This is a genomic window from Thalassospira mesophila (genome assembly GCF_002115755.1).
In the GTDB taxonomy this organism is placed as follows: domain Bacteria; phylum Pseudomonadota; class Alphaproteobacteria; order Rhodospirillales; family Thalassospiraceae; genus Thalassospira; species Thalassospira mesophila.
Map to the genome: position 1 here is coordinate 22,008 of NZ_JFKA01000008.1, position 18,422 is coordinate 40,429.

13 protein-coding genes are annotated in these 18,422 nt (G+C 55.8%); 10 read left to right on the plus strand and 3 right to left on the minus strand.

What is annotated here, in order from left to right:
- Positions 1-20: 20 nt before the first annotated feature.
- Positions 21-824 carry a TSUP family transporter gene (locus TMES_RS15965; RefSeq protein ID WP_085584343.1) on the minus strand — a complete coding sequence of 268 codons (804 nt, stop codon included), beginning with the start codon at positions 822-824 and terminating at the stop codon, positions 21-23.
- A 180-nt stretch (positions 825-1,004) separates the two neighbouring features.
- Here TMES_RS15965 and mutM point away from each other — a divergent pair, with 180 nt between their 5' ends.
- From mutM to gyrB, 7 genes are all read left to right on the plus strand, one after another.
- On the plus strand, positions 1,005-1,850 hold the full coding sequence (gene mutM / locus TMES_RS15970) for a bifunctional DNA-formamidopyrimidine glycosylase/DNA-(apurinic or apyrimidinic site) lyase (RefSeq protein WP_085584345.1): 846 nt from the start codon (positions 1,005-1,007) through the stop codon (positions 1,848-1,850).
- Between the two features lie 161 nt (positions 1,851-2,011).
- Positions 2,012-2,788, plus strand: a complete 777-nt coding sequence (locus tag TMES_RS15975) for an enoyl-CoA hydratase (RefSeq protein ID WP_085584347.1) — start codon at positions 2,012-2,014, stop codon at positions 2,786-2,788.
- A gap of 151 nt (positions 2,789-2,939) precedes the next feature.
- Positions 2,940-3,200 (plus strand): 30S ribosomal protein S20, encoded by a 261-nt coding sequence (rpsT, locus tag TMES_RS15980; RefSeq protein ID WP_085584349.1) that lies wholly within the window; start codon positions 2,940-2,942, stop codon positions 3,198-3,200.
- A 392-nt stretch (positions 3,201-3,592) separates the two neighbouring features.
- Positions 3,593-5,233: a chromosomal replication initiator protein DnaA gene (gene dnaA / locus TMES_RS15990; protein WP_085584353.1), complete on the plus strand. Its 1,641-nt coding sequence runs from the start codon at positions 3,593-3,595 to the stop codon at positions 5,231-5,233.
- Between the two features lie 412 nt (positions 5,234-5,645).
- Entirely contained in the window at positions 5,646-6,764 is a 1,119-nt protein-coding gene (dnaN, locus tag TMES_RS15995) for a DNA polymerase III subunit beta (RefSeq protein ID WP_085584355.1), read from the plus strand.
- Between the two features lie 61 nt (positions 6,765-6,825).
- Positions 6,826-7,983 carry a DNA replication/repair protein RecF gene (gene recF, locus TMES_RS16000; protein WP_085584357.1) on the plus strand — a complete coding sequence of 386 codons (1,158 nt, stop codon included), beginning with the start codon at positions 6,826-6,828 and terminating at the stop codon, positions 7,981-7,983.
- A gap of 26 nt (positions 7,984-8,009) precedes the next feature.
- Complete coding sequence (gyrB, locus tag TMES_RS16005; protein WP_085584359.1) at positions 8,010-10,469, plus strand: DNA topoisomerase (ATP-hydrolyzing) subunit B; 2,460 nt, start codon at positions 8,010-8,012, stop codon at positions 10,467-10,469.
- Between the two features lie 164 nt (positions 10,470-10,633).
- On the opposite strand, the gene TMES_RS16010 is transcribed toward gyrB, so the two are convergent.
- Both TMES_RS16010 and TMES_RS16015 read right to left on the minus strand, forming a co-directional pair.
- On the minus strand, positions 10,634-11,827 hold the full coding sequence (locus tag TMES_RS16010; RefSeq protein WP_342746318.1) for an arabinose transporter: 1,194 nt from the start codon (positions 11,825-11,827) through the stop codon (positions 10,634-10,636).
- A 237-nt stretch (positions 11,828-12,064) separates the two neighbouring features.
- Positions 12,065-12,733, minus strand: coding sequence for an O-methyltransferase (locus TMES_RS16015; RefSeq protein ID WP_085584361.1), 669 nt, complete (start codon positions 12,731-12,733; stop codon positions 12,065-12,067).
- Between the two features lie 93 nt (positions 12,734-12,826).
- On the opposite strand from TMES_RS16015, the gene TMES_RS16020 reads away from it, so the two are divergent.
- From TMES_RS16020 to TMES_RS16035, 3 genes are all read left to right on the plus strand, one after another.
- Complete coding sequence (locus TMES_RS16020) at positions 12,827-13,459, plus strand: TetR/AcrR family transcriptional regulator (protein ID WP_085584363.1); 633 nt, start codon at positions 12,827-12,829, stop codon at positions 13,457-13,459.
- A gap of 191 nt (positions 13,460-13,650) precedes the next feature.
- Positions 13,651-15,591 (plus strand): transglycosylase domain-containing protein, encoded by a 1,941-nt coding sequence (locus tag TMES_RS16025; RefSeq protein ID WP_085584365.1) that lies wholly within the window; start codon positions 13,651-13,653, stop codon positions 15,589-15,591.
- 657 nt (positions 15,592-16,248) lie between these two features.
- Positions 16,249-18,111, plus strand: coding sequence for a transglycosylase domain-containing protein (locus TMES_RS16035; RefSeq protein ID WP_245835484.1), 1,863 nt, complete (start codon positions 16,249-16,251; stop codon positions 18,109-18,111).
- Positions 18,112-18,422 lie beyond the last annotated feature (311 nt).

Sequence of the window (18,422 nt, forward strand, 5' to 3'; positions counted from 1 at the left end):
GTTTGCTGGCGGGGGCATAATCAGGCAAAGGCCGTTGCAAGGCTGTGCCAATAGGCCCCGATCATATCGCCATATTGTTCGATAATCAGTTTGATCGAGATGGCGATCGAGACAAAGACCAGAAGCGGCCTTATCAGTTTGGCGCCAACCTTCATCACCATGTGTGATCCAAGCGTCGCGCCAATAACCTGGCCCACGGCCATGGCAAGGCCAATTTCCCACACCACTTCGCCGCCGACAATAAAGGTGGCAAGGGACGCGACATTGGCAACAAAGTTTAAAACCTTGGTATGGGCGGTGGCCTTGGTCAAATTGAAGCCCAGCAGCGCGACAAAGGCGATGGAAAAGAATGACCCGGTGCCGGGGCCAAAAAAGCCGTCGTAAAAGCCGATGCCAAAACCGGCGGTAAAGGCAAACAGGATTTTGCTGATTTTCTGGTGCGCATCAATGTCGCTGGCACGCGGGGAAAACAGGAAATAAAGGGCAATGGCAATGAGCAGGCCCGGCAGCAATGTCATAAGGATGCCGGGATCGATCATCTGGATCAAGGTGGTGCCCAGGACCGAGCCCAGCAAGGTCAGGATAATGGCCAGTATCATGTCACCCGGATTAACCAGCCCGCGCCGCATGAAATTGATCGAGGCGGAAAAACTGCCGCAACTGCTTTGCAGTTTGTTGGTTGCCAGGGCCTGGGTCGGGGTAATACCCGCCCATAACAGGGCGGGAATGCATATGAGCCCGCCGCCCCCCGCGATGGAGTCGACAAAGCCGGCAACCAGTGCCACGCCAAACAGGATCAAAAGCAGATCGACGCCAAATTCCATGCGAATGTTCCGATATTCTGTGCGATAGATTGAAAAACGCAGGCATCATAGGCAGTTCTGGGCTTTCCGCCATTCCTTCTTTGTCACCATGACAATGGGGGGCTGTTTTACCGCATCGTTTGCCAAAAATGCCCGGTCACACTAGATACTGATTGCCCTGATCACTGTAACGAGGTCGAAATGCCCGAATTGCCAGAAGTGGAAACAGTTTGCCGGGGACTGGCCCCGGTTATGGAAGGGCATGTGCTGGCCTCTGTTGTGCAGCGTCGCCCCAATTTGCGCATCCCGTTTCCCGACGATTTTGTTGCGCGTTTGACCGGTCGCCGGATCAACCAGCTTACCCGGCGCGCCAAATATGTTGTCGCTTATCTTGATGACGGGCAGGTTTTGCTGATCCATCTTGGCATGTCGGGGCGCATGACGGTGATTGAACCGGCCGCCGGTGACGGCATGCTTCCCGATGCAGGCAAACATGACCATGTCGACTTTGTTATGGAAACCGGCGTTTTGGTCCGGTTTAATGACCCAAGGCGTTTTGGCCTGATGGCATTGTCCCATGTTGATGACCTGGCAACCTTGCCGATGCTGGCGGGCATTGGCCCCGAACCCCTAGGCAATCAGTTTAATGCACAAATGCTGGCCGAAGCGCTGGCAAAACGCAAAAGCCCGATTAAAACCACGTTGCTTGATCAGCGGCTGGTGGCGGGGCTTGGCAATATATATGTGTGCGAGGCTTTGTTCCGTGCGCGAATCGCCCCGGCCCGGGCTGCCAACAGCCTGAGCGCGGCTGAAACAGACCTTTTATACCGTGAAATTCGTGACGTTCTGGAAGATGCGATCAAGGCGGGCGGGTCTTCCTTGCGTGATCATCGCCAGGCCAATGGCGAACTGGGGTATTTTCAGCATAATTTCCGTATTTATGGCCGCGAAGGCGAACCTTGCATCACCCCGGAATGCGATGCCACCGTCGGACGGCTGGTGCAGGGCGGTCGGTCCACCTTTTATTGCGAGAAATGCCAGCATTGACCGGGCGCAGTGTTTGCCCAGCTTGGCGGGGGCCTGATGGCGCGGGTTCGGGCAGGATTGTTGCCTGTTGCCGATAAAATCGGTAAAACAGTATGCAATTATGGTTTCAGGCGGTGGAGCTGCCAGAACGGCAGAAAATCGCAGTTTGAAAAGGATTTTCCATGACCTATGAAAACATCATTGCCGAAGTTAAAGGCAATGTCGGCCTGATCACCCTCAATCGTCCCAAGGCGCTGAACGCCCTTTGTGATGCGCTGATCGCTGATTTGGCGGCAGCACTTGATGATTTCGAATCCGACGAATCGGTTCGGGCCATTGTCATTACCGGGTCGGAAAAGGCCTTTGCGGCCGGTGCCGACATCAAGGAAATGATCGATCGCGATTATATGGATGTCTATAAATCCGATTTTATCACCAAGGGATGGACCCGGATGGCGGCGTGTCGCAAGCCCACCATTGCTGCCGTTGGCGGGTTTGCGCTGGGCGGTGGCTGCGAGCTGGCCATGAGCTGTGACATCATGATTGCGGCAGATACCGCCAAATTTGGCCAGCCCGAAATCACCATCGGCACAATTCCCGGCGCCGGTGGCACCCAGCGTTTGACCCGCGCCATTGGCAAGGCCAAGGCGATGGAAATGTGCCTGACCGGGCGCATGATGGATGCGCAGGAAGCCGAACGTTCCGGGCTGGTGGCCCGTGTTGTGCCTGCCGACTCGTTGATAGACGAGGCGATGAAACTGGCTGACAAAATTGCGTCTTTCTCGGCTCCTGTGGCAATGAAGGTCAAGGAAAGCGTGAATAAGGCGTTTGAAATGACCCTTGCCGAAGGCCTGATGTTTGAACGTCGCGAATTTCATTCGACCTTTGCCCTGGAAGACCGTGCCGAGGGAATGAAAGCGTTTGGCGAGAAACGCAAACCGGAATTCAAGCATCGCTAGACCCGGTTGAACCGGTGATTCCGGCGGTTGAGTCAGAAAGTACCGGAAAACGCGGGTTAGGGCGGTATCGGGGGTTGACGCCCCCTTGGGACGGAGCTATAAGCCGCGCTCCGAATTACGTAACATTTTTGTTTTAAGAGACAGGTTCGCAATGGCTCATCATAAATCGGCCAAGAAGCGCATTATCCGTAACGAAGCCCGCGCTGTTGTTAACGGTGCGCGTATCAGCCGTATTCGTACCTACGTTAAGCGGGTCGAAGTCGCGCTGCAGGTTGGCGACAAGGATGCCGCTCTGGCTGCGTTGAAAATTGCCGAGCCGGAAATGGCGCGTGGCGCGCAACTGGGTGTTCTTCATAAAAACACCGTTGCTCGCAAAGTATCGCGTTTGACCGCTCGCATTAAAGCGCTTTAATTTTATCCTTCGGGATGGCGAGTCGAAGGCCGCGTTTCGTGCGCGGCCTTTTCGCTGCCGGAATTCCGGGAATTCACCTTTCGTTCTTTAGTTACGAAGGTGTAAAAAACCCGCAATTCTGCGAATGTTTTGGGGCCGAAACCCTTTTAACGTTCTGTTAAAGATCGCCTTGCCTGATGCCTGACGCATCAGTACAGTGTTCCGACTTCGACCGCGATTCCAGATCGCGCGTAATGAAGAAAGAAAAACAAGGGCGCGAGTACGCTTTCATTTTCCTGTAGCAAGACGGGCGTGTTGGTTGTGTTTTTGACCAACGCGGCGAAGCTTTTTATCGTCTTGGGACTGGAGACTGGCGTCAGGATTTTATTCAACAGCGGGGAAAGGTCTTGAAAGTGCAGCATGCCGTAAGGGGAGCGCAATTTAATGCCGGAAGCTCCGAGGGTAAGACTCCTGGCAACCAGCAGGCGGCACTTGAAGATCATATTGTGGCAACCTGGAAAAGCGTGCGCGAAAAGCTGCGCGGCGAGTTCGGGGCCACGGCCTATCGTTACTGGCTGGAACCTGTCGCCCTGATTACGGTCGAAGCCGGTGTGGCGCGCCTTGGCACGCCAACCCGTGCCATGCGCGACTGGGTGTCGCAACATTATCTCGATCGTATTCAGTCTTTCTGGCATGCTGAAGACCCCAATGTTCATTTTGTCGAAGTTGTTGTGGCCATGCCGGAAGGCCCGGTTGAAACCGGTAATGGTCGCAAGGACACGCGCAATGACGGTGGTTCTGCCAAGCCGTCGTCTGCGCCGGGTCGCGATGACCACAGGGCAAATCAGGCAAGTCAGGCAGGTCAGTCGCGCTATGAGGCAGGGCATTACGATTCTGCCGGTTCGCGCAAATCCTCGGGCCAGTCTGCGGGTACTTCGAGCATTTCGAGCACTGGGCATTCACAGGGCCATCCGTCTTTTCCCGCCCCTGCCGGGGGCCGTGGTGCCATTGGCTCGATGGCGGATGATGGTATCAGCGCGGCCCTTGATCCACGTTACACTTTTGATAATTTCGTGATCGGCAAGCCGAACGAATTTGCCTATGCGGCAGCGCGCCGTTTGGCCGAGGCCGAATCGGTGCCATTTAATCCGCTGTTTTTATATGGTGGTGTCGGTTTGGGTAAAACCCACCTGATGCACGCCATTGCATGGCATATTCGCCGCACCCAGCCGCACCGTACCGTGATTTACCTGTCGGCTGAAAAGTTCATGTACCGGTTTATCCGCGCCCTTCGCGATAAAAACACAGTCGATTTCAAGGACCAGTTCCGCTCGGTCGATGTGTTGATGGTCGATGATGTTCAGTTCATTTCGGGCAAAGACTCGACGCAGGAAGAATTTTTCCACACTTTTAATGCGCTGGTTGACCAAGGCCGCCAGATTATTGTCTCGGCTGATAAATCGCCCTCTGATCTTGAAGATATCGAAGAACGGTTACGGTCGCGCCTTGGGTCTGGTCTGGTTGCCGATATTCATGCAACCACCTATGAGCTGCGTTTGGGCATTCTCGAATCGAAAGCCGAACGCCAGCGCGTGGAATTGCCCCAGCGGGTGATGGAATTTCTGGCGCACAAAATTACCGCCAACGTTCGCGAGCTGGAAGGGGCGTTAAACCGCGTTATTGCCCATTCGCAGCTGGTTGGCCGCGAGATCGGGCTGGAGATGGTGCAAGACGTGTTGCACGACGTGCTGCGCGCATCCGAGCGCCGGGTGACCATTGAAGAAATTCAAAAACGCGTTGCCGAACATTTCAATATCAAGGTCTCAGACATGCATTCCGCCCGTCGGGCGCGGGCTGTGGCCCGGCCCCGCCAGGTGGCGATGTATCTTTCAAAGCAGCTCACAACGCATTCCCTGCCGGAAATCGGGCGGAAATTTGGCGGGCGCGATCATACGACCGTGATGCACGCGGTGCGCAAGGTTGAAGAACTGCACACCACCGATCCGTCCCTGTCTGAGGATATTGATCTGCTGCGGCGGATGCTGGAAAGCTGATGGCCTGACGGTCTGATAACAAGGCTGCATTTTATAAACCGGCGATACGGTGCTTAACCCACCTTGTTGCCGGTTTTTGTTTTGCGCCGCTTTGCGGAATGCTCCCATTGTCGGGCGCAAGGCCGAAAAACGAGGGCCGGACGAAACTTTTTTACAGGGTGGAGATGCGGTTTGTGTCGGTTACCCATGCTGAAAGCCGCAGAAAACCGGGCCTCGTTCTGGCGGGGTGATATTTGGCCGGGCCAGCGTAACGACTCCGTTCATTTGCTTGGCTTTTTAGCGTAAAAATCCTTCGATTTTGGGCCTCCCATGTTATAATGCGCGCAACCCGGCCCAAAGGGGTGGGGGTAAGCCGAAAAAATGTATAAAAATCAATTCGTTATATAACTGCAGACAGACGGATAGGACGGGCATGAAGCTGACCATCGAACGCGCGGCTCTGTTAAAATCTCTCACACATGTTCAAAGTGTGGTCGAACGGCGCAACACCATTCCGATTCTGTCCAATATCCTGCTGCGGGCCGAAGAAAATACCTTGTCGCTGACCGCAACCGATATGGACCTTGAGGTAATCGAAACCACCACGGCGGAAGTTTCCGAGCCGGGGGCAACGACAACGCCTGCGCATACGCTGTATGAAATTGTGCGCAAATTGCCCGAAGGCTCCCAGGTGCAAATCGCACTTGAACCCGGTGCCGGGCGGTTGACCCTGTCGGCGGGCCGGTCGAAATTTAACCTGGCTGTGTTGCCGGTTGATGATTTCCCGGTAATGTCGGGCGGCGATTTGCCGGTGACTTTCGGTTTGGCTGCTGCAGAATTGCGCGGCCTGATCGACCGGGCCGAATTTGCCATTTCGACCGAGGAAACCCGTTATTACCTGAACGGGATTTATTTCCACGCTGCCGATGCCGAAGGCACCAAGATTTTGCGTGCGGTTGCCACCGACGGCCACCGTTTGGCACGAGTCGAGGCACCGCTGCCTGATGGCGCGGAAAACATGCCTGGTGTGATTGTGCCGCGTAAAACCGTGGGCGAATTGCGCAAGCTGATTGATGAAACCGGCGAAGCGGTTGATATCGCCATGTCGGATACCAAAATCCGTTTTGGTTTTGGCAAGGCCGTTCTGACCTCCAAGCTGATCGACGGCACCTTCCCCGATTACGAACGGGTTATTCCGTCGGGCAATGACAAAAGCCTGGATCTGGAATGCAAACCGTTTGCCGATGCGGTGGACCGTGTTTCGGCAATCTCGATTGAAAAATCGCGCGCGGTAAAGGTTGTGATGTCGGGCAACACCCTGACATTGACGGCATCCAGCCCCGAGCATGGCACCGCGACCGAAGAACTTGAAATCAACTATGATTCCGACGATATCGAAATCGGTTTTAACTCGCGTTATCTTCTCGACATTGCCAAGCAGGTCAAGGGGGACACTTTGAACCTTCTGATGTCTGACGGGCAGTCGCCGACGATCCTGCGCGATACCGATGATTTGTCGGCATTGTACGTTTTGATGCCGATGCGCGTCTGATCTGCGATTTCCTGTTGTGGCTTTTCTTGCCCATAATCATCTTTTGCAAGACGGTGAGCCGATGACCAGCCGTCTTGCAGTTTCCCGTCTCGATCTCGGCGATTTTCGCTGTTACGCCCGGCTGCGTCTCGATATCGGTGCGGGGCCTGTGGTTTTGACTGGCCCGAACGGGGCGGGGAAAACCAATTTGCTGGAAGCCTTGTCGCTTTTGACCCCTGGAACCGGCCTGCGCCGGGCCAAGCTGGGCGAAATGGCCCGCAATGTGCCGCCGACAGACGATGGCAGTTTACGGGCCTGGGCGGTCAGCGCGCAGCTTGATACGCCTGACGGGCAATATCAGGTCGGATCGGGGCTGGACCCGCAAGCCTTGCGGCAGGGACGGGAGCGCCGGGCGGTTAAAATTGATGGCGAGGCCCAGCGGGGGCAGGCGGCCCTGGGCCGGGTCTGTGCTGCGGTGTGGTTAACGCCGCAAATGGACCGGTTGTTTCTCGATGGCCCTTCGGCACGACGGCGGTTTTTAGACCGTCTGGTTTACGGGCTGGACCCGGATCATAGCGGGCGGGTTGCCGCGTTTGAACATGGATTACGCAGCCGGGCGAAGTTGCTTAAGGCCGGGAAGGTCGATGATAAATGGCTTAATGCCATTGAAGATTCGATGGTGCGCCATGGCATTGCCGTGGTTGTTGCCCGGGCCGATTTGCTCGAACGCCTGGTGCGGGCCGGCACAATGGCGATCGGGGCTTTTCCGGCAGCGCGTCTGGCGCTGGCCGGGGATTTGGAAAACTGGCTGGAAAAACTTCCGGCTGTTGAAGTGGAAGACCGCATGCGTGCTGCCCTGCGCGACGGGCGCACACGCGATGCGATGTATGGAGGTGCCGCCGTCGGGCCGCAACGAAGCGACCTTATGGTGTGGCACGAAGCCAAAAACCAGCCCGCCGCACAATGTTCGACGGGTGAACAAAAGGCGCTTTTGCTGTCCATTGTGATGGCAAATACGCGTTTGCAAAGTCGGGCCCGGGGTGCGGGTCCGCTTTTGTTGCTAGACGAAGTGGTTGCCCATCTTGATGCCGAAAGGCGGGGTGACTTGTTTGACGAAATCGTGGCGCTTGGAGTTCAAGCCTGGATGACAGGCACGGACCGGGCGCTTTTTGATGGTCTGATCGGGCGCGCGCAGTTCTTCCGGGTGGAAGATGCCCGCGTGTCGCCCGAGATGATTTGATCCGTGACTGCCGAGGTTGTGACGCTATGACCAACGAAACAGAAGCTCCGATTGCCGACGGGATTGATCCGCAGGAATACGGCGCCGAATCCATCAAGGTTCTTCGGGGCCTGGAAGCGGTGCGCAAGCGGCCGGGCATGTATATCGGGGATACCGATGACGGAACCGGTCTGCATCACATGGTTTACGAAGTGGTCGATAACGCCATCGACGAAGCCCTTGCCGGTCATTGCGATACCGTGTGGGTTCAGTTGAACGGCGACGGATCGGCAACCGTTCGTGACAATGGCCGTGGTATTCCGACCGATATCCATAAGGAAGAAGGTGTTTCCGCAGCCGAGGTCATCATGACCCATCTTCACGCCGGCGGTAAATTCGACCAGAATTCCTATAAAGTTTCCGGTGGTTTGCACGGCGTTGGTATTTCGGTGGTGAATGCCCTGTCAACCTTGCTGAAATTGCGCGTCTGGCGCAACGGCAAGGAATATTACATGGAATTTTCCAATGGCGACGCCGTCAAACCGATGGCTGTTGTGGGCGATGCCCCGCTGACCGACGACGGAAAACCGCTGACCGGGACAGAAGTTACTTTCTATCCCGACGCCGAAATTTTCACGATGACCGAATTTAACCTGCCAACGCTTGAACATCGTTTGCGCGAACTGGCCTTTTTGAATTCCGGCGTGATCCTGACCTTGCGTGACGAACGCAGCAGCGATCCGACCGAAATCAAATTGCATTACGAAGGGGGCATTCGGGCATTCGTCGAATATCTTGATCGTTCCAAAGTGCGCCAGATCGAGGAATGTGTGTCGATTTCGGGCGAAAAAGACGGCATTACCGTTGAAGTCGCCCTGCAGTGGAACGACAGCTATCACGAAACCACGCTGTGTTTTACCAACAACATTCCCCAGCGCGATGGCGGCACTCATATGGCTGGTTTCCGCGCGGCCCTGACCCGGCAAATTAACAGTTATGCCCAGGAAAGCGGCATTGCGAAAAAAGAAAAGGTCTCGCTTTCGGGCGATGATGCCCGCGAAGGGTTGACCTGTGTGGTGTCGGTTAAAGTGCCGGACCCGAAATTTTCGTCGCAGACCAAAGACAAGCTGGTATCGTCCGAAGTGCGCCCGGTTGTTGAAAGTGTGGTCAATGACAAGTTGTCGCAATGGCTGGAAGAACATCCCCAGGATGCCCGCAAGATTGTAGGCAAGGTTGTTGAAGCCGCAACGGCGCGCGAAGCCGCGCGTAAGGCACGCGAACTGACCCGGCGTAAAGGTGCGCTCGATATTTCGTCGCTGCCGGGTAAACTGGCCGATTGCCAGGAACGCGACGCGAGCAAAGCCGAATTGTTTATCGTGGAAGGGGACTCCGCTGGCGGGTCGGCCAAGCAGGGCCGCGAACGCGGATTCCAGGCGATTTTGCCATTGCGCGGTAAAATTCTTAACGTGGAACGGGCCCGGTTTGACAAAATGTTGTCGAGCCAGGAAATCGGCACCCTGATTACGGCATTGGGAACCGGCATTGGCCGCGATGATTTCAATATCGAAAAAATCCGCTACCACAAAATCATCATCATGACCGATGCTGACGTCGACGGTGCGCATATCAGAACGTTGCTGTTGACCTTTTTCTATCGTCAGATGCCTGAAATGATCGAACGCGGGTATCTTTACATTGCCCAGCCGCCACTTTATCGCGCCAAGCGCGGCAATTCTGTTCAGTATCTTAAGGGTGACCGCGAGATGGAACAGTATCTGACCGCACAGGGCACCGAAGATGCGGTTCTGCAACTGCCCAGTGGCATGCAATATGCCGGGGCCGATTTGATCCGTATTGTTGATCTGGCCCGCAAGACCAAGGGGTTTTTGGAACCTTTGGCGCTAAAATTGCCGATTTCGGTGTTAGAACAGGCGGTTCTGGCCGGTGCGCTTAACCCGGCTTTGCTGGATGATGACCAGAAACGTCTGGAAGCATCACAAACGCTGGCTACCCATCTTGATGTTCTGGCCGAAGATTTCGATCGTGGCTGGAAGGGCGAAGCGCCGCTGGATCAGTTGATGATATGGCGGATGTTGCGCGGCGTTGAAGAACGCTATGTGATTGATGCCAATATCTTGCGCTCGGCCGAAAGCCGTGCCCTGGCAGGGCTGATTGAAGAACTGCGCGAGATTTTTGAAGCCGGTGCTGAATTCGTCGCCAAGGACAAGTCCTGGAAAATTCACGGCCCGGTCGATCTGGTCAATGCGGTGATGGAATTTGGCCGTCGCGGTATTTCGTTCCAGCGTTACAAAGGTCTGGGCGAAATGAACCCCGATCAGCTGTGGGAAACCACCCTTGACCCGAACGTCCGTTCGCTGTTGCAGGTGAAGGTCGAACATGCCGATGAAGCCGAAGAGGTCTTTTCGACCCTGATGGGCGATGTGGTTGAACCCCGTCGTGAGTTCATCCAGTCCAACGCCTTGAAAGTCGCCAATCTCGACGTTTGATCGGGGTTTTCCGGATTATAATATGATGCAGGGTCCGCCATTTTGTGGCGGGCCCTGCATGTATTTGAGGCGTATTCATTCTCGATAATCAGGTCGGGCGCCGTTGTCGCGCGCGGGTTATGCAGTGGCAGGCAAGGAGCTTGGCCGGGCCTGCAAACCGGCAACTACGCCGTTTGTCGAACAAACCGGTGGGCCTGAAAGGCCATCCACAGGCCAAGGGTGGCGGCAAGGCCGCCAATCAGGAAAACCGAGGCATAACCGGACCGGTCGGCAAGCAGACCAACCACCGGTGCCGTTGCGCCATAGGCAAGGTCCTGAAAGGCGGCAAAGCCACCAACGGCGGTGCCGCGCAAATGCGGTGGGACCTGTTTGACAACCTCGGACCCCATGGCGGGAAACACCATTGAACAGCCGATCCCGGTTAGCAAGGCACCGGAAAAGGCCAGTTCCGGGGTCGGGGCCAGCCACAGCAGGTATTGACCGACCGCCTCGATGGCAAGGGAGGCCATGGCAACCGGGGTGCCGCCAATGCGGTCGGGCAGATGGCCGAAAAACAGGCGCATTATAACGAAACCGGCGCCAAAACAGGTTAACCCCAACCCGGCATAGGCCCAGCCACGGCTGAGGAAATAGAGCGAGAAAAACGCCCCCAGTGCGGCAAAGCCAATGCCTTGCAGGCCGACAACAACGCCGGGTCGCCAGATGCGGCCGATGATTTTCCAAAATGATTCGCGCTGCCCGGCATGGGGCTGAACCGCAGGAAGCCAGTGAATGGCCAAAAGCCCGATCAAGGGCAGGATGATGCAAACAACCATCAGCCCGGAAAAACCGGTACGTTCGAGCAAGGCAAGGCCCAGCGGCCCCCCTGCGGCAAAGGAGCCATACATGCCCATGCCAACAAGGGCGATGACCTTGCCAGACCGCTGCGGCCCCATCAGGCCAATCGCCCAGCTGACCATGCCAACCATGCCCAGGCTTTCGCCCAGACCCAGCAATAACCGGCCGACGAGCAGCACGGCATAGGCCCCGCCCACCGATAATTGCGGCAGGCTGGAAACCAGGCAGATCACCCCGGCGACGGCATAGATGACAAGGCCGCGTTGCATGCAAATTTTGCCACCAAGCCGATCCGCACTGGCACCGGCACGGCTGCGCGTGACAATGGTGGATAAAAAGGCAATGCCAACTGCCAGCCCGCCAAAGCTGTTATTTAAGGCAAGGCCGTTAACCACATGGATCGGCACAGCGGGAAGGGACATTGCAACGGAAAGATAAGACAAAAAAAGCGCCCCCGTCAGGATAAGGACATAACGGTAGGCAGGGTCGGGACGTGAAGATGTGATAATCACGTAAAACACTCCGGTTAATGGTCAGGTTGGTCTGCGGGGGAGTGCGAAACGGACAGGCAAGCGCACCCTTCCCGAACAGGTTCGGCAGGTGCGTTGGTTGACGTTAACGCTTACGGCGGGGGCCAAAACGGCGATGCCCGCGAAAATTATTTTGTAATAAATGGCTTTGGTACGGCGCGGCGCGGCCCGTTTCGGGCATTTTGCGCCTGTTATTCAGGTGGTTGTCTGGTTGATAAATGATGCTTTTCAGCCAAGCCGTATGGAAAGTTCAACATCCTCGTCAAACGGGATCGACATATATCCCAGGGCGGGTGAGCGCACGATTTCGAGATAATAGGGGCTGTAATCGGCGTTATCGGCAAGGATCAACGCGCCCGGTTTCAGGTGTTTTTCAACCAACTCCAGAATTTCGGGATATAGCGCCTTGGCCCCATCGAGCAAGACCAGATCAATTGTTTCGGGCAGGTCATCGCGCAGCGTTTGCAAGGCATCGCCATGGCGAATTTCTACAAGGTCGATCAGGCCGGCGGTGGTCAGGTTTTCATGTGCGCGGGCGACTTTGGAGGGTTCAAACTCGGCGGTGATCAGTTTGCCACCACCATTGTCGCGCAGGGCTGCAGCAAGATGCAGGGTTGAAATACCAAACGAGGTGCCAAATTCAACAATGGTGCGGGCGTTGCAACTGCGTGCCAGCATATAAAGCAAGCTGCCCGTTGCGCGTGATACTGCAAGGGGCTGGTCTTTCAGGCGGGTATAAAATTCTTGATACTCGGTTTTGCTGTGCATCAGGCGGGTTTGTTCGGCAGGTGAAATGTCGGCCACGGCAGCGCGTGGCGACATTTTGGCCGCTTCGTTAAACAGGTGGTCCAGCAACGCGGCAAGCGGGCTGCTGGTCAGGGTATTAAGGGGCGTCATCCCATTCTCCGGTGATTATCAGGCGCGGTCTTGCGCCTTGGCAAAAATACGATTAATTGTTCACGTTTACTATTCGCATTGCCAGGTGCCGATATGACAGCCCCCCAAAAGCCGCGGATTTCCTTGCGCAGAAAGCCCAAACAGGCCCGCTCGGCCGACCTTGTTTCGGCAATTTTGCAAGCTGCTATTCAGGTTTTAGCCAAAGAAGGCGCACAACGATTTACCACCGCCCGGGTCGCCGAAAAGGCCGGGGTCAGTGTGGGGTCGCTCTATCAGTATTTCCCCAACAAGGCGGCGATCCTGTTTCGGTTGCAAAGCGATGAATGGCAGCAAACAAACGGTTTGTTGCTCGGCATCCTCAAGGACACTTCATTGCTGCCGCCTGAGCGGTTGCGAACCCTTGTTCATGCCTTTGTCCGTTCGGAATGTGACGAGGCCGCTATGCGGGTGGCGTTAAATGATGCCGCCCCGCTTTATCGCGATGCCCCCGAAGCCCGCACCGCCAAAGAAACAGGGAAACAGGCGATACAGGATTTTATGAAAGAGGTATTGCCTGATTGTGATGAGAGCGTGCGCAAACTGGCAGGTGATTTAATTGCGACAACGTTGGGCGAGGTGGGAAAGCGGTTTTCCGAACATCCGCGGACAGCAAGCGAAATTGACACTTATTCCGATGCATTGGCGGACATGCTGTGCGCCTATATCGAAAGTTTGAAAGCCGTATAACACGATCGCACCGCGCATATTTATGCCGTACCGGGGGTTTTGTGCGCGGATGCGCAGATGACTGATCCGTTTCATTACGCAGAACGTGCCAAGGCAATGGCGGGTCGGGTATGCATTTGCTACTATTTGTTAAGGCATTGAGCGTTTACTCAAAAAGTAAAAATAAACCTGCGATATGAGCGGATTGGGACGTGGCTGAAAATAACGAAACCAAACGAAGTGGCGCAGATGCGGCACAGGCAGCCCTGCAAGAAATCGAAGATCGCCGCCTGGGTGAAATAAGGCGGCGCAAACGGCGTGTGCGGCTGGTGGTGGCAACGATCATATTGCTGGTAAGCGGCGGGATCGCGACTTTCGTTACCGTAACGATCAAAAGCCAGCTTGATTTCAGCCGCAAGGCGGACCGTAGCCCGGATGTTCAGATTGTTGGATTTGACGGCACTGTGCTTGAAACGGTTAAGGGGCATTACAGCCAGGATGTGTCGTTAAATTCGCTGCCAAAACGGTTGCAGAATGTTTTTGTCGCGGCTTCTGATCCCGGATTTTACCACCATTTAGGGGTGAGCCTGAGCGACATCACGCGCATTGTATCGGGCGATGATGCGCCGGGTTCAACTCTGACCATGAAGGTGGCGCGCAGTTTTTTTGAGGTGCCCGAAACCGGATCGGTGCGCAATCTGGAAGAATTGCTGGTCGCTTTGTGGCTGGAAGCGCGGTTTGATAAAAGCACCATTTTGCGGTCTTATCTTGAACGCAGATATGCCGGATCGGGTATTTTCGGCGTAACCGCAGCATCGCGCATTTTGTTTGGCGTGCCGGCCGAGGATATGAGCCTGCATCAGGCGGCCGTCCTTGCGGTGGCAATGAATGACCCGGTGGGGCTTAATCCGTTGCATTTCCCGGCGGCCTCCGCGCATGCGGCCAATATTGTGCTGCAGGAAATGGCGACCCTTAAAATGATCGCCCCCGAACAGATTGCCGCCCTGTCGCGCACGGCACCGCAACTGTCCCCGCAAGTTAACCAAGGGGATTATTCGCAATACGTGATTGATCTGGTGATGGAAGAAGTTGCCCGCCGGATCGGTTATACCAGCAAGGATTTGCGGGTCGTCACCAGCATTGATGCCCGGATGCAAATGATGGCGCAGCAAGCGGTAACCGAAGTTAGCAAATTGCGCCTGCAACCCCGGGGGGCCGACCAGGCGGCGTTATTGTCGATCAGCCCGGATGGGCGGGTGCGTGCCATGGTGGGCGGTACCCAATATGACCCGATGTCGCAGGACCGGGCATGGAATGTGCGCCATTATCCCGGGCGCATGATTAAAATTTTACCCTATTATTACGCCCTTAATGAAAACCCGGATCCGGCTCAATGGGTGCGCGATAACCGCAAGGAAGTCGGCGGCTGGAAACCGGTTAACCCGGACCGCAAATATCGCGGGCAGGTTTCGCTGCGCGATGCCTTTGCCCGGGATGTGAATACCGTGCCGGTCGAACTGACCGATACGTTCGGGCTGGATAATGTGCGCAATTTTGCCGCCAAGATTGGCATTGCAAGCCCGCTTTCCGAGGATATCCGAACCGTTGTTGGCCTTGACCCGGTGACACTGCCCGATATTGCACGCCTGCATGTGCTGTCGCTAAATGGTGGGGTCGCACCCGAAATTACCATTGTTAATTCGATCAGCTCGACGGCGGAAGGCCAGCCGGTTTTGTATCAGCGTATGCAACAAAGCAGCGAAAAATTGCTAACCGACGAGGCGATGCTGGCGGTTAACAGCATGTTGGCAGGTGTGACCGACCCGCAGGTGCGGCTGGACCGGCCCTTTGTCGGGTTCGGGGCCTTGGCCGGGCGCGGTAGCGATGCGTGGTTTGCCGGGTTTACCGCCGATTTATACACCGTCGTCTGGGTGGGCAATGACGATAAAAGCCGCGCACCGGCCATTCGCCCCGATGTCGAGGTGGCATCGCTGTGGCGGTTATTCATGCTTGATGCGATGCAGGGATTTTCAATTCGCTCGGTGGCGCGTGGCACCAGCCAGCGCCTGATCGAGGAAGATGGTGTGACCGATTTCTGGAAACGGCACTGGGTGGACCCCAACCCGCCGCTAAGCAATAACGCCCGGAACTGACAAACATGATTTTTGGCTGGGCAGGGCCGCGCTGCAATTGCCGGGGGGATTTTTGCCTGACGGCTGGCGTGGCCGCAGCGGTGCGAGGTGGTGCGCATTGATGCGCGGTGATGCAATGTGGTTAAACCAAAGCAGCAGGCTGTAATTATTCAAATTTGGAAATATTACAGCCACTTTGTGTTAAGCTGACACGCAATTGCGTTTGCGGGGCTTTGGGGGCGACGTATCGGATCTGCATGGCGGGGGTCATGCCGGGCCGAACGGGACTATCTTCAATAAATCTCAAACCAGTTATGCGATGAAAGCCATCCTGTTTTGGAAGGCCTTCACGCAGCCCGGCAGCGGGTTGTAAAACGAATATTTTGTCGGCATGCAAACACTGTTTCTTAGGGAAATGATGTTTCACTGCCCGCCTGGTATCGTGTTTGTCCCTGCCTGTTGCATATGCCGCTCAAACAGGATTTGCCTGTTTTGGGTGGCGGTTTTACGTGCCCATCCCGGTTATTTCAGGTTTAGAGGACGATTGTGGCGAAGCGACCTACTCGAAAATCATCTGCGACACCCAGACGTCGTTCTTCTCGCCGTTCCTCGGGGCGTCGCCGTGGGGGGGCAAAGCGGTCTTTTTCATCCATGCTGGGGGCGCTGGTACCGCGCCCCATGCTGATCGCCCAGATCATGATGGTGATGGCGGTGTGGGCCGTGGTGTTGTGCGGCGGGCTTGCGGCCTATTATGGTTATGATCTGACCAGCAAAATTGATTTTGATGTTGCCACCCAGCGCAAGCCACTGGTGCGCATCATGAGCATTGATGGCGTTAATCTGGCCAATTACGGCGACCGTTACGGCAGCCCGGTCGAGGTGGGCGATCTGCCAGATTATGTCGGGCAGGCGTTTGTATCGATTGAAGACCGGCGCTTTTATCATCATTTCGGTATCGATCTTATCGGCATAAGCCGGGCCCTTGTGACCAATATCTGGCGCGGGCACATCGCCGAAGGCGGCAGCACCATTACCCAGCAGTTGGCCAAAAACCTGTTTTTGTCGCCCGAACGCAGTTATGGCCGCAAGGTCGAAGAGGTTTTGTTGTCGCTGTGGCTGGAAGTTAAGTTTTCCAAACAGCAAATCCTGTCGCTGTATTTAAACCGCATTTATTTCGGTTCGGGCGTGTATGGCATTGATGCCGCCTCGCAGCAGTATTTTGGCGTTGATCCGCGCCGTTTGTCGCTGTATCAGGCGGCGGTTCTGGCGGGCCTGCCCAAGGCACCTAGCCGCTATAACCCGCTGGTGGCGCCTGAAGCGGCGGCCAAACGGGCCAATCAAGTGATCAATGCGATGCTTGATACCGGCGCGATCAGCAAAGAGCAGGCCCGAACAAACCATTATACCACCGTTACAACCGCGTCGGCGAGCGGGCGCGGTGGCCCTGATGTGCGCTATTTCACCGACTGGATTTTGGACCGGGTGACCGATTATGTCGGCTATCACGACCAGGATATGGTGGTGTATACGACGCTTGATTCAAACTTGCAGGATTCCGCCGAAGAAGCAGTCAGCCGGGTGCTTGACAGCAAGGAAGCCGAAAAGCGCCGCGCCAGTCAGGGCGCACTGGTTGCGATGACGCCAGACGGATCGGTTCGGGCGATGGTGGGGGGTAAAAACTTTTTCCAAAGCCAGTATAACCGGGTGACACAGGCCAAACGCCAACCCGGATCGGTGTTTAAACTGTTTGTTTATCTGGCCGCCCTTGAAGATGACATGCACGCCGATGACTGGATGCGCGACGAGCCGTTTACCGTGAAGGGCTGGAGCCCGCGCAACTTTGACCGGCAACACCATGGCACCATGTCGTTGCGCGATGCGGTGGCAACATCGAACAATACCATCGCGGTGGAAGTGGCGATGAAAACCGGGTTGAATAAAGTTATTAATATGGCCCATGCCCTGGGGGTGTCGTCGGACCTGCCCGCTGAACCCAGCCTGGCACTGGGTACAAGCGAAGTTACGTTGCTGGAAATGACATCGGCCTATGCCGTTGTATCGAACGGCGGGTTTAACATTATCCCGCACGCTATTACCAAAATTGTCGGTCAGGATGGCAATATTTTGTATGAACGCGAAGGCGGTTACATGACCCGGGTTTTAAACCCGGTCACGGCGGGCGAAATGAACAATATGCTGGCCGCTGTGATTGCCAACGGCACGGGTAAAAATGCCCTGCTGGACCGCCCGGCGGCGGGGAAAACCGGCACCACATCGGATTATCGCGATGCCTGGTTTGTCGGTTATACCGCCGATCTGGTCGCCGGGGTGTGGATGGGCAATGATAACGGATCGCCGATGGACAAAGTCACCGGTGGCGGTTTGCCCGCCAGCATGTGGAAGTCTTTTATGCTCCATGCCCATCAGGATTTACCGGTGCGATCTTTGGGCAAGGCCGCCTCGATGCGCTCTATTCGTATGGGCGAGAATGACAGCTGGAAAAAATTCAATTCCGGTTTTAGCGGCAGTACCAGCAGATAGTCTTTAGAGCATATTTCCTTTAATAAGACCCATTTTGTTTAATTTTGACGTGCCGTTTGGCAAGGCACAGCGCGCCGCGCGATGCGGCGCATCGGGCAAGCGGTGTAACGCCGTCAAACGCCGTCAAAATTGAACCCTCCGGGCCCGCGCATTTTGCTGCTCGCAGCTGATCATATCTGACCCGGGAAACGCACGTGTCGCATCGTAAGCCGGGTGGCAAGCTTCGCAATTTTCATCGGGCATAAAAAAAGAGGCCGGATGTCGGTTGGCGACAATCCGGCCCGAGGAAGGCATTCTCAGTTCCGAAAGGG

Excerpts from the sequence above, each read along its gene's own strand:
- TMES_RS15965 (WP_085584343.1), bottom strand. The coding sequence starts at position 824 with ATGGAATTTGGCGTCGATCTGCTTTTGATCCTGTTTGGCGTGGCACTG.
- mutM (WP_085584345.1), top strand. The coding sequence starts at position 1,005 with ATGCCCGAATTGCCAGAAGTGGAAACAGTTTGCCGGGGACTGGCCCCG.
- TMES_RS15975 (WP_085584347.1), top strand. The coding sequence starts at position 2,012 with ATGACCTATGAAAACATCATTGCCGAAGTTAAAGGCAATGTCGGCCTG.
- rpsT (WP_085584349.1), top strand. The coding sequence starts at position 2,940 with ATGGCTCATCATAAATCGGCCAAGAAGCGCATTATCCGTAACGAAGCC.
- dnaN (WP_085584355.1), top strand. The coding sequence starts at position 5,646 with ATGAAGCTGACCATCGAACGCGCGGCTCTGTTAAAATCTCTCACACAT.
- recF (WP_085584357.1), top strand. The coding sequence starts at position 6,826 with ATGACCAGCCGTCTTGCAGTTTCCCGTCTCGATCTCGGCGATTTTCGC.
- gyrB (WP_085584359.1), top strand. The coding sequence starts at position 8,010 with ATGACCAACGAAACAGAAGCTCCGATTGCCGACGGGATTGATCCGCAG.
- TMES_RS16015 (WP_085584361.1), bottom strand. The coding sequence starts at position 12,733 with ATGACGCCCCTTAATACCCTGACCAGCAGCCCGCTTGCCGCGTTGCTG.
- TMES_RS16020 (WP_085584363.1), top strand. The coding sequence starts at position 12,827 with ATGACAGCCCCCCAAAAGCCGCGGATTTCCTTGCGCAGAAAGCCCAAA.
- TMES_RS16035 (WP_245835484.1), top strand. The coding sequence starts at position 16,249 with ATGCTGATCGCCCAGATCATGATGGTGATGGCGGTGTGGGCCGTGGTG.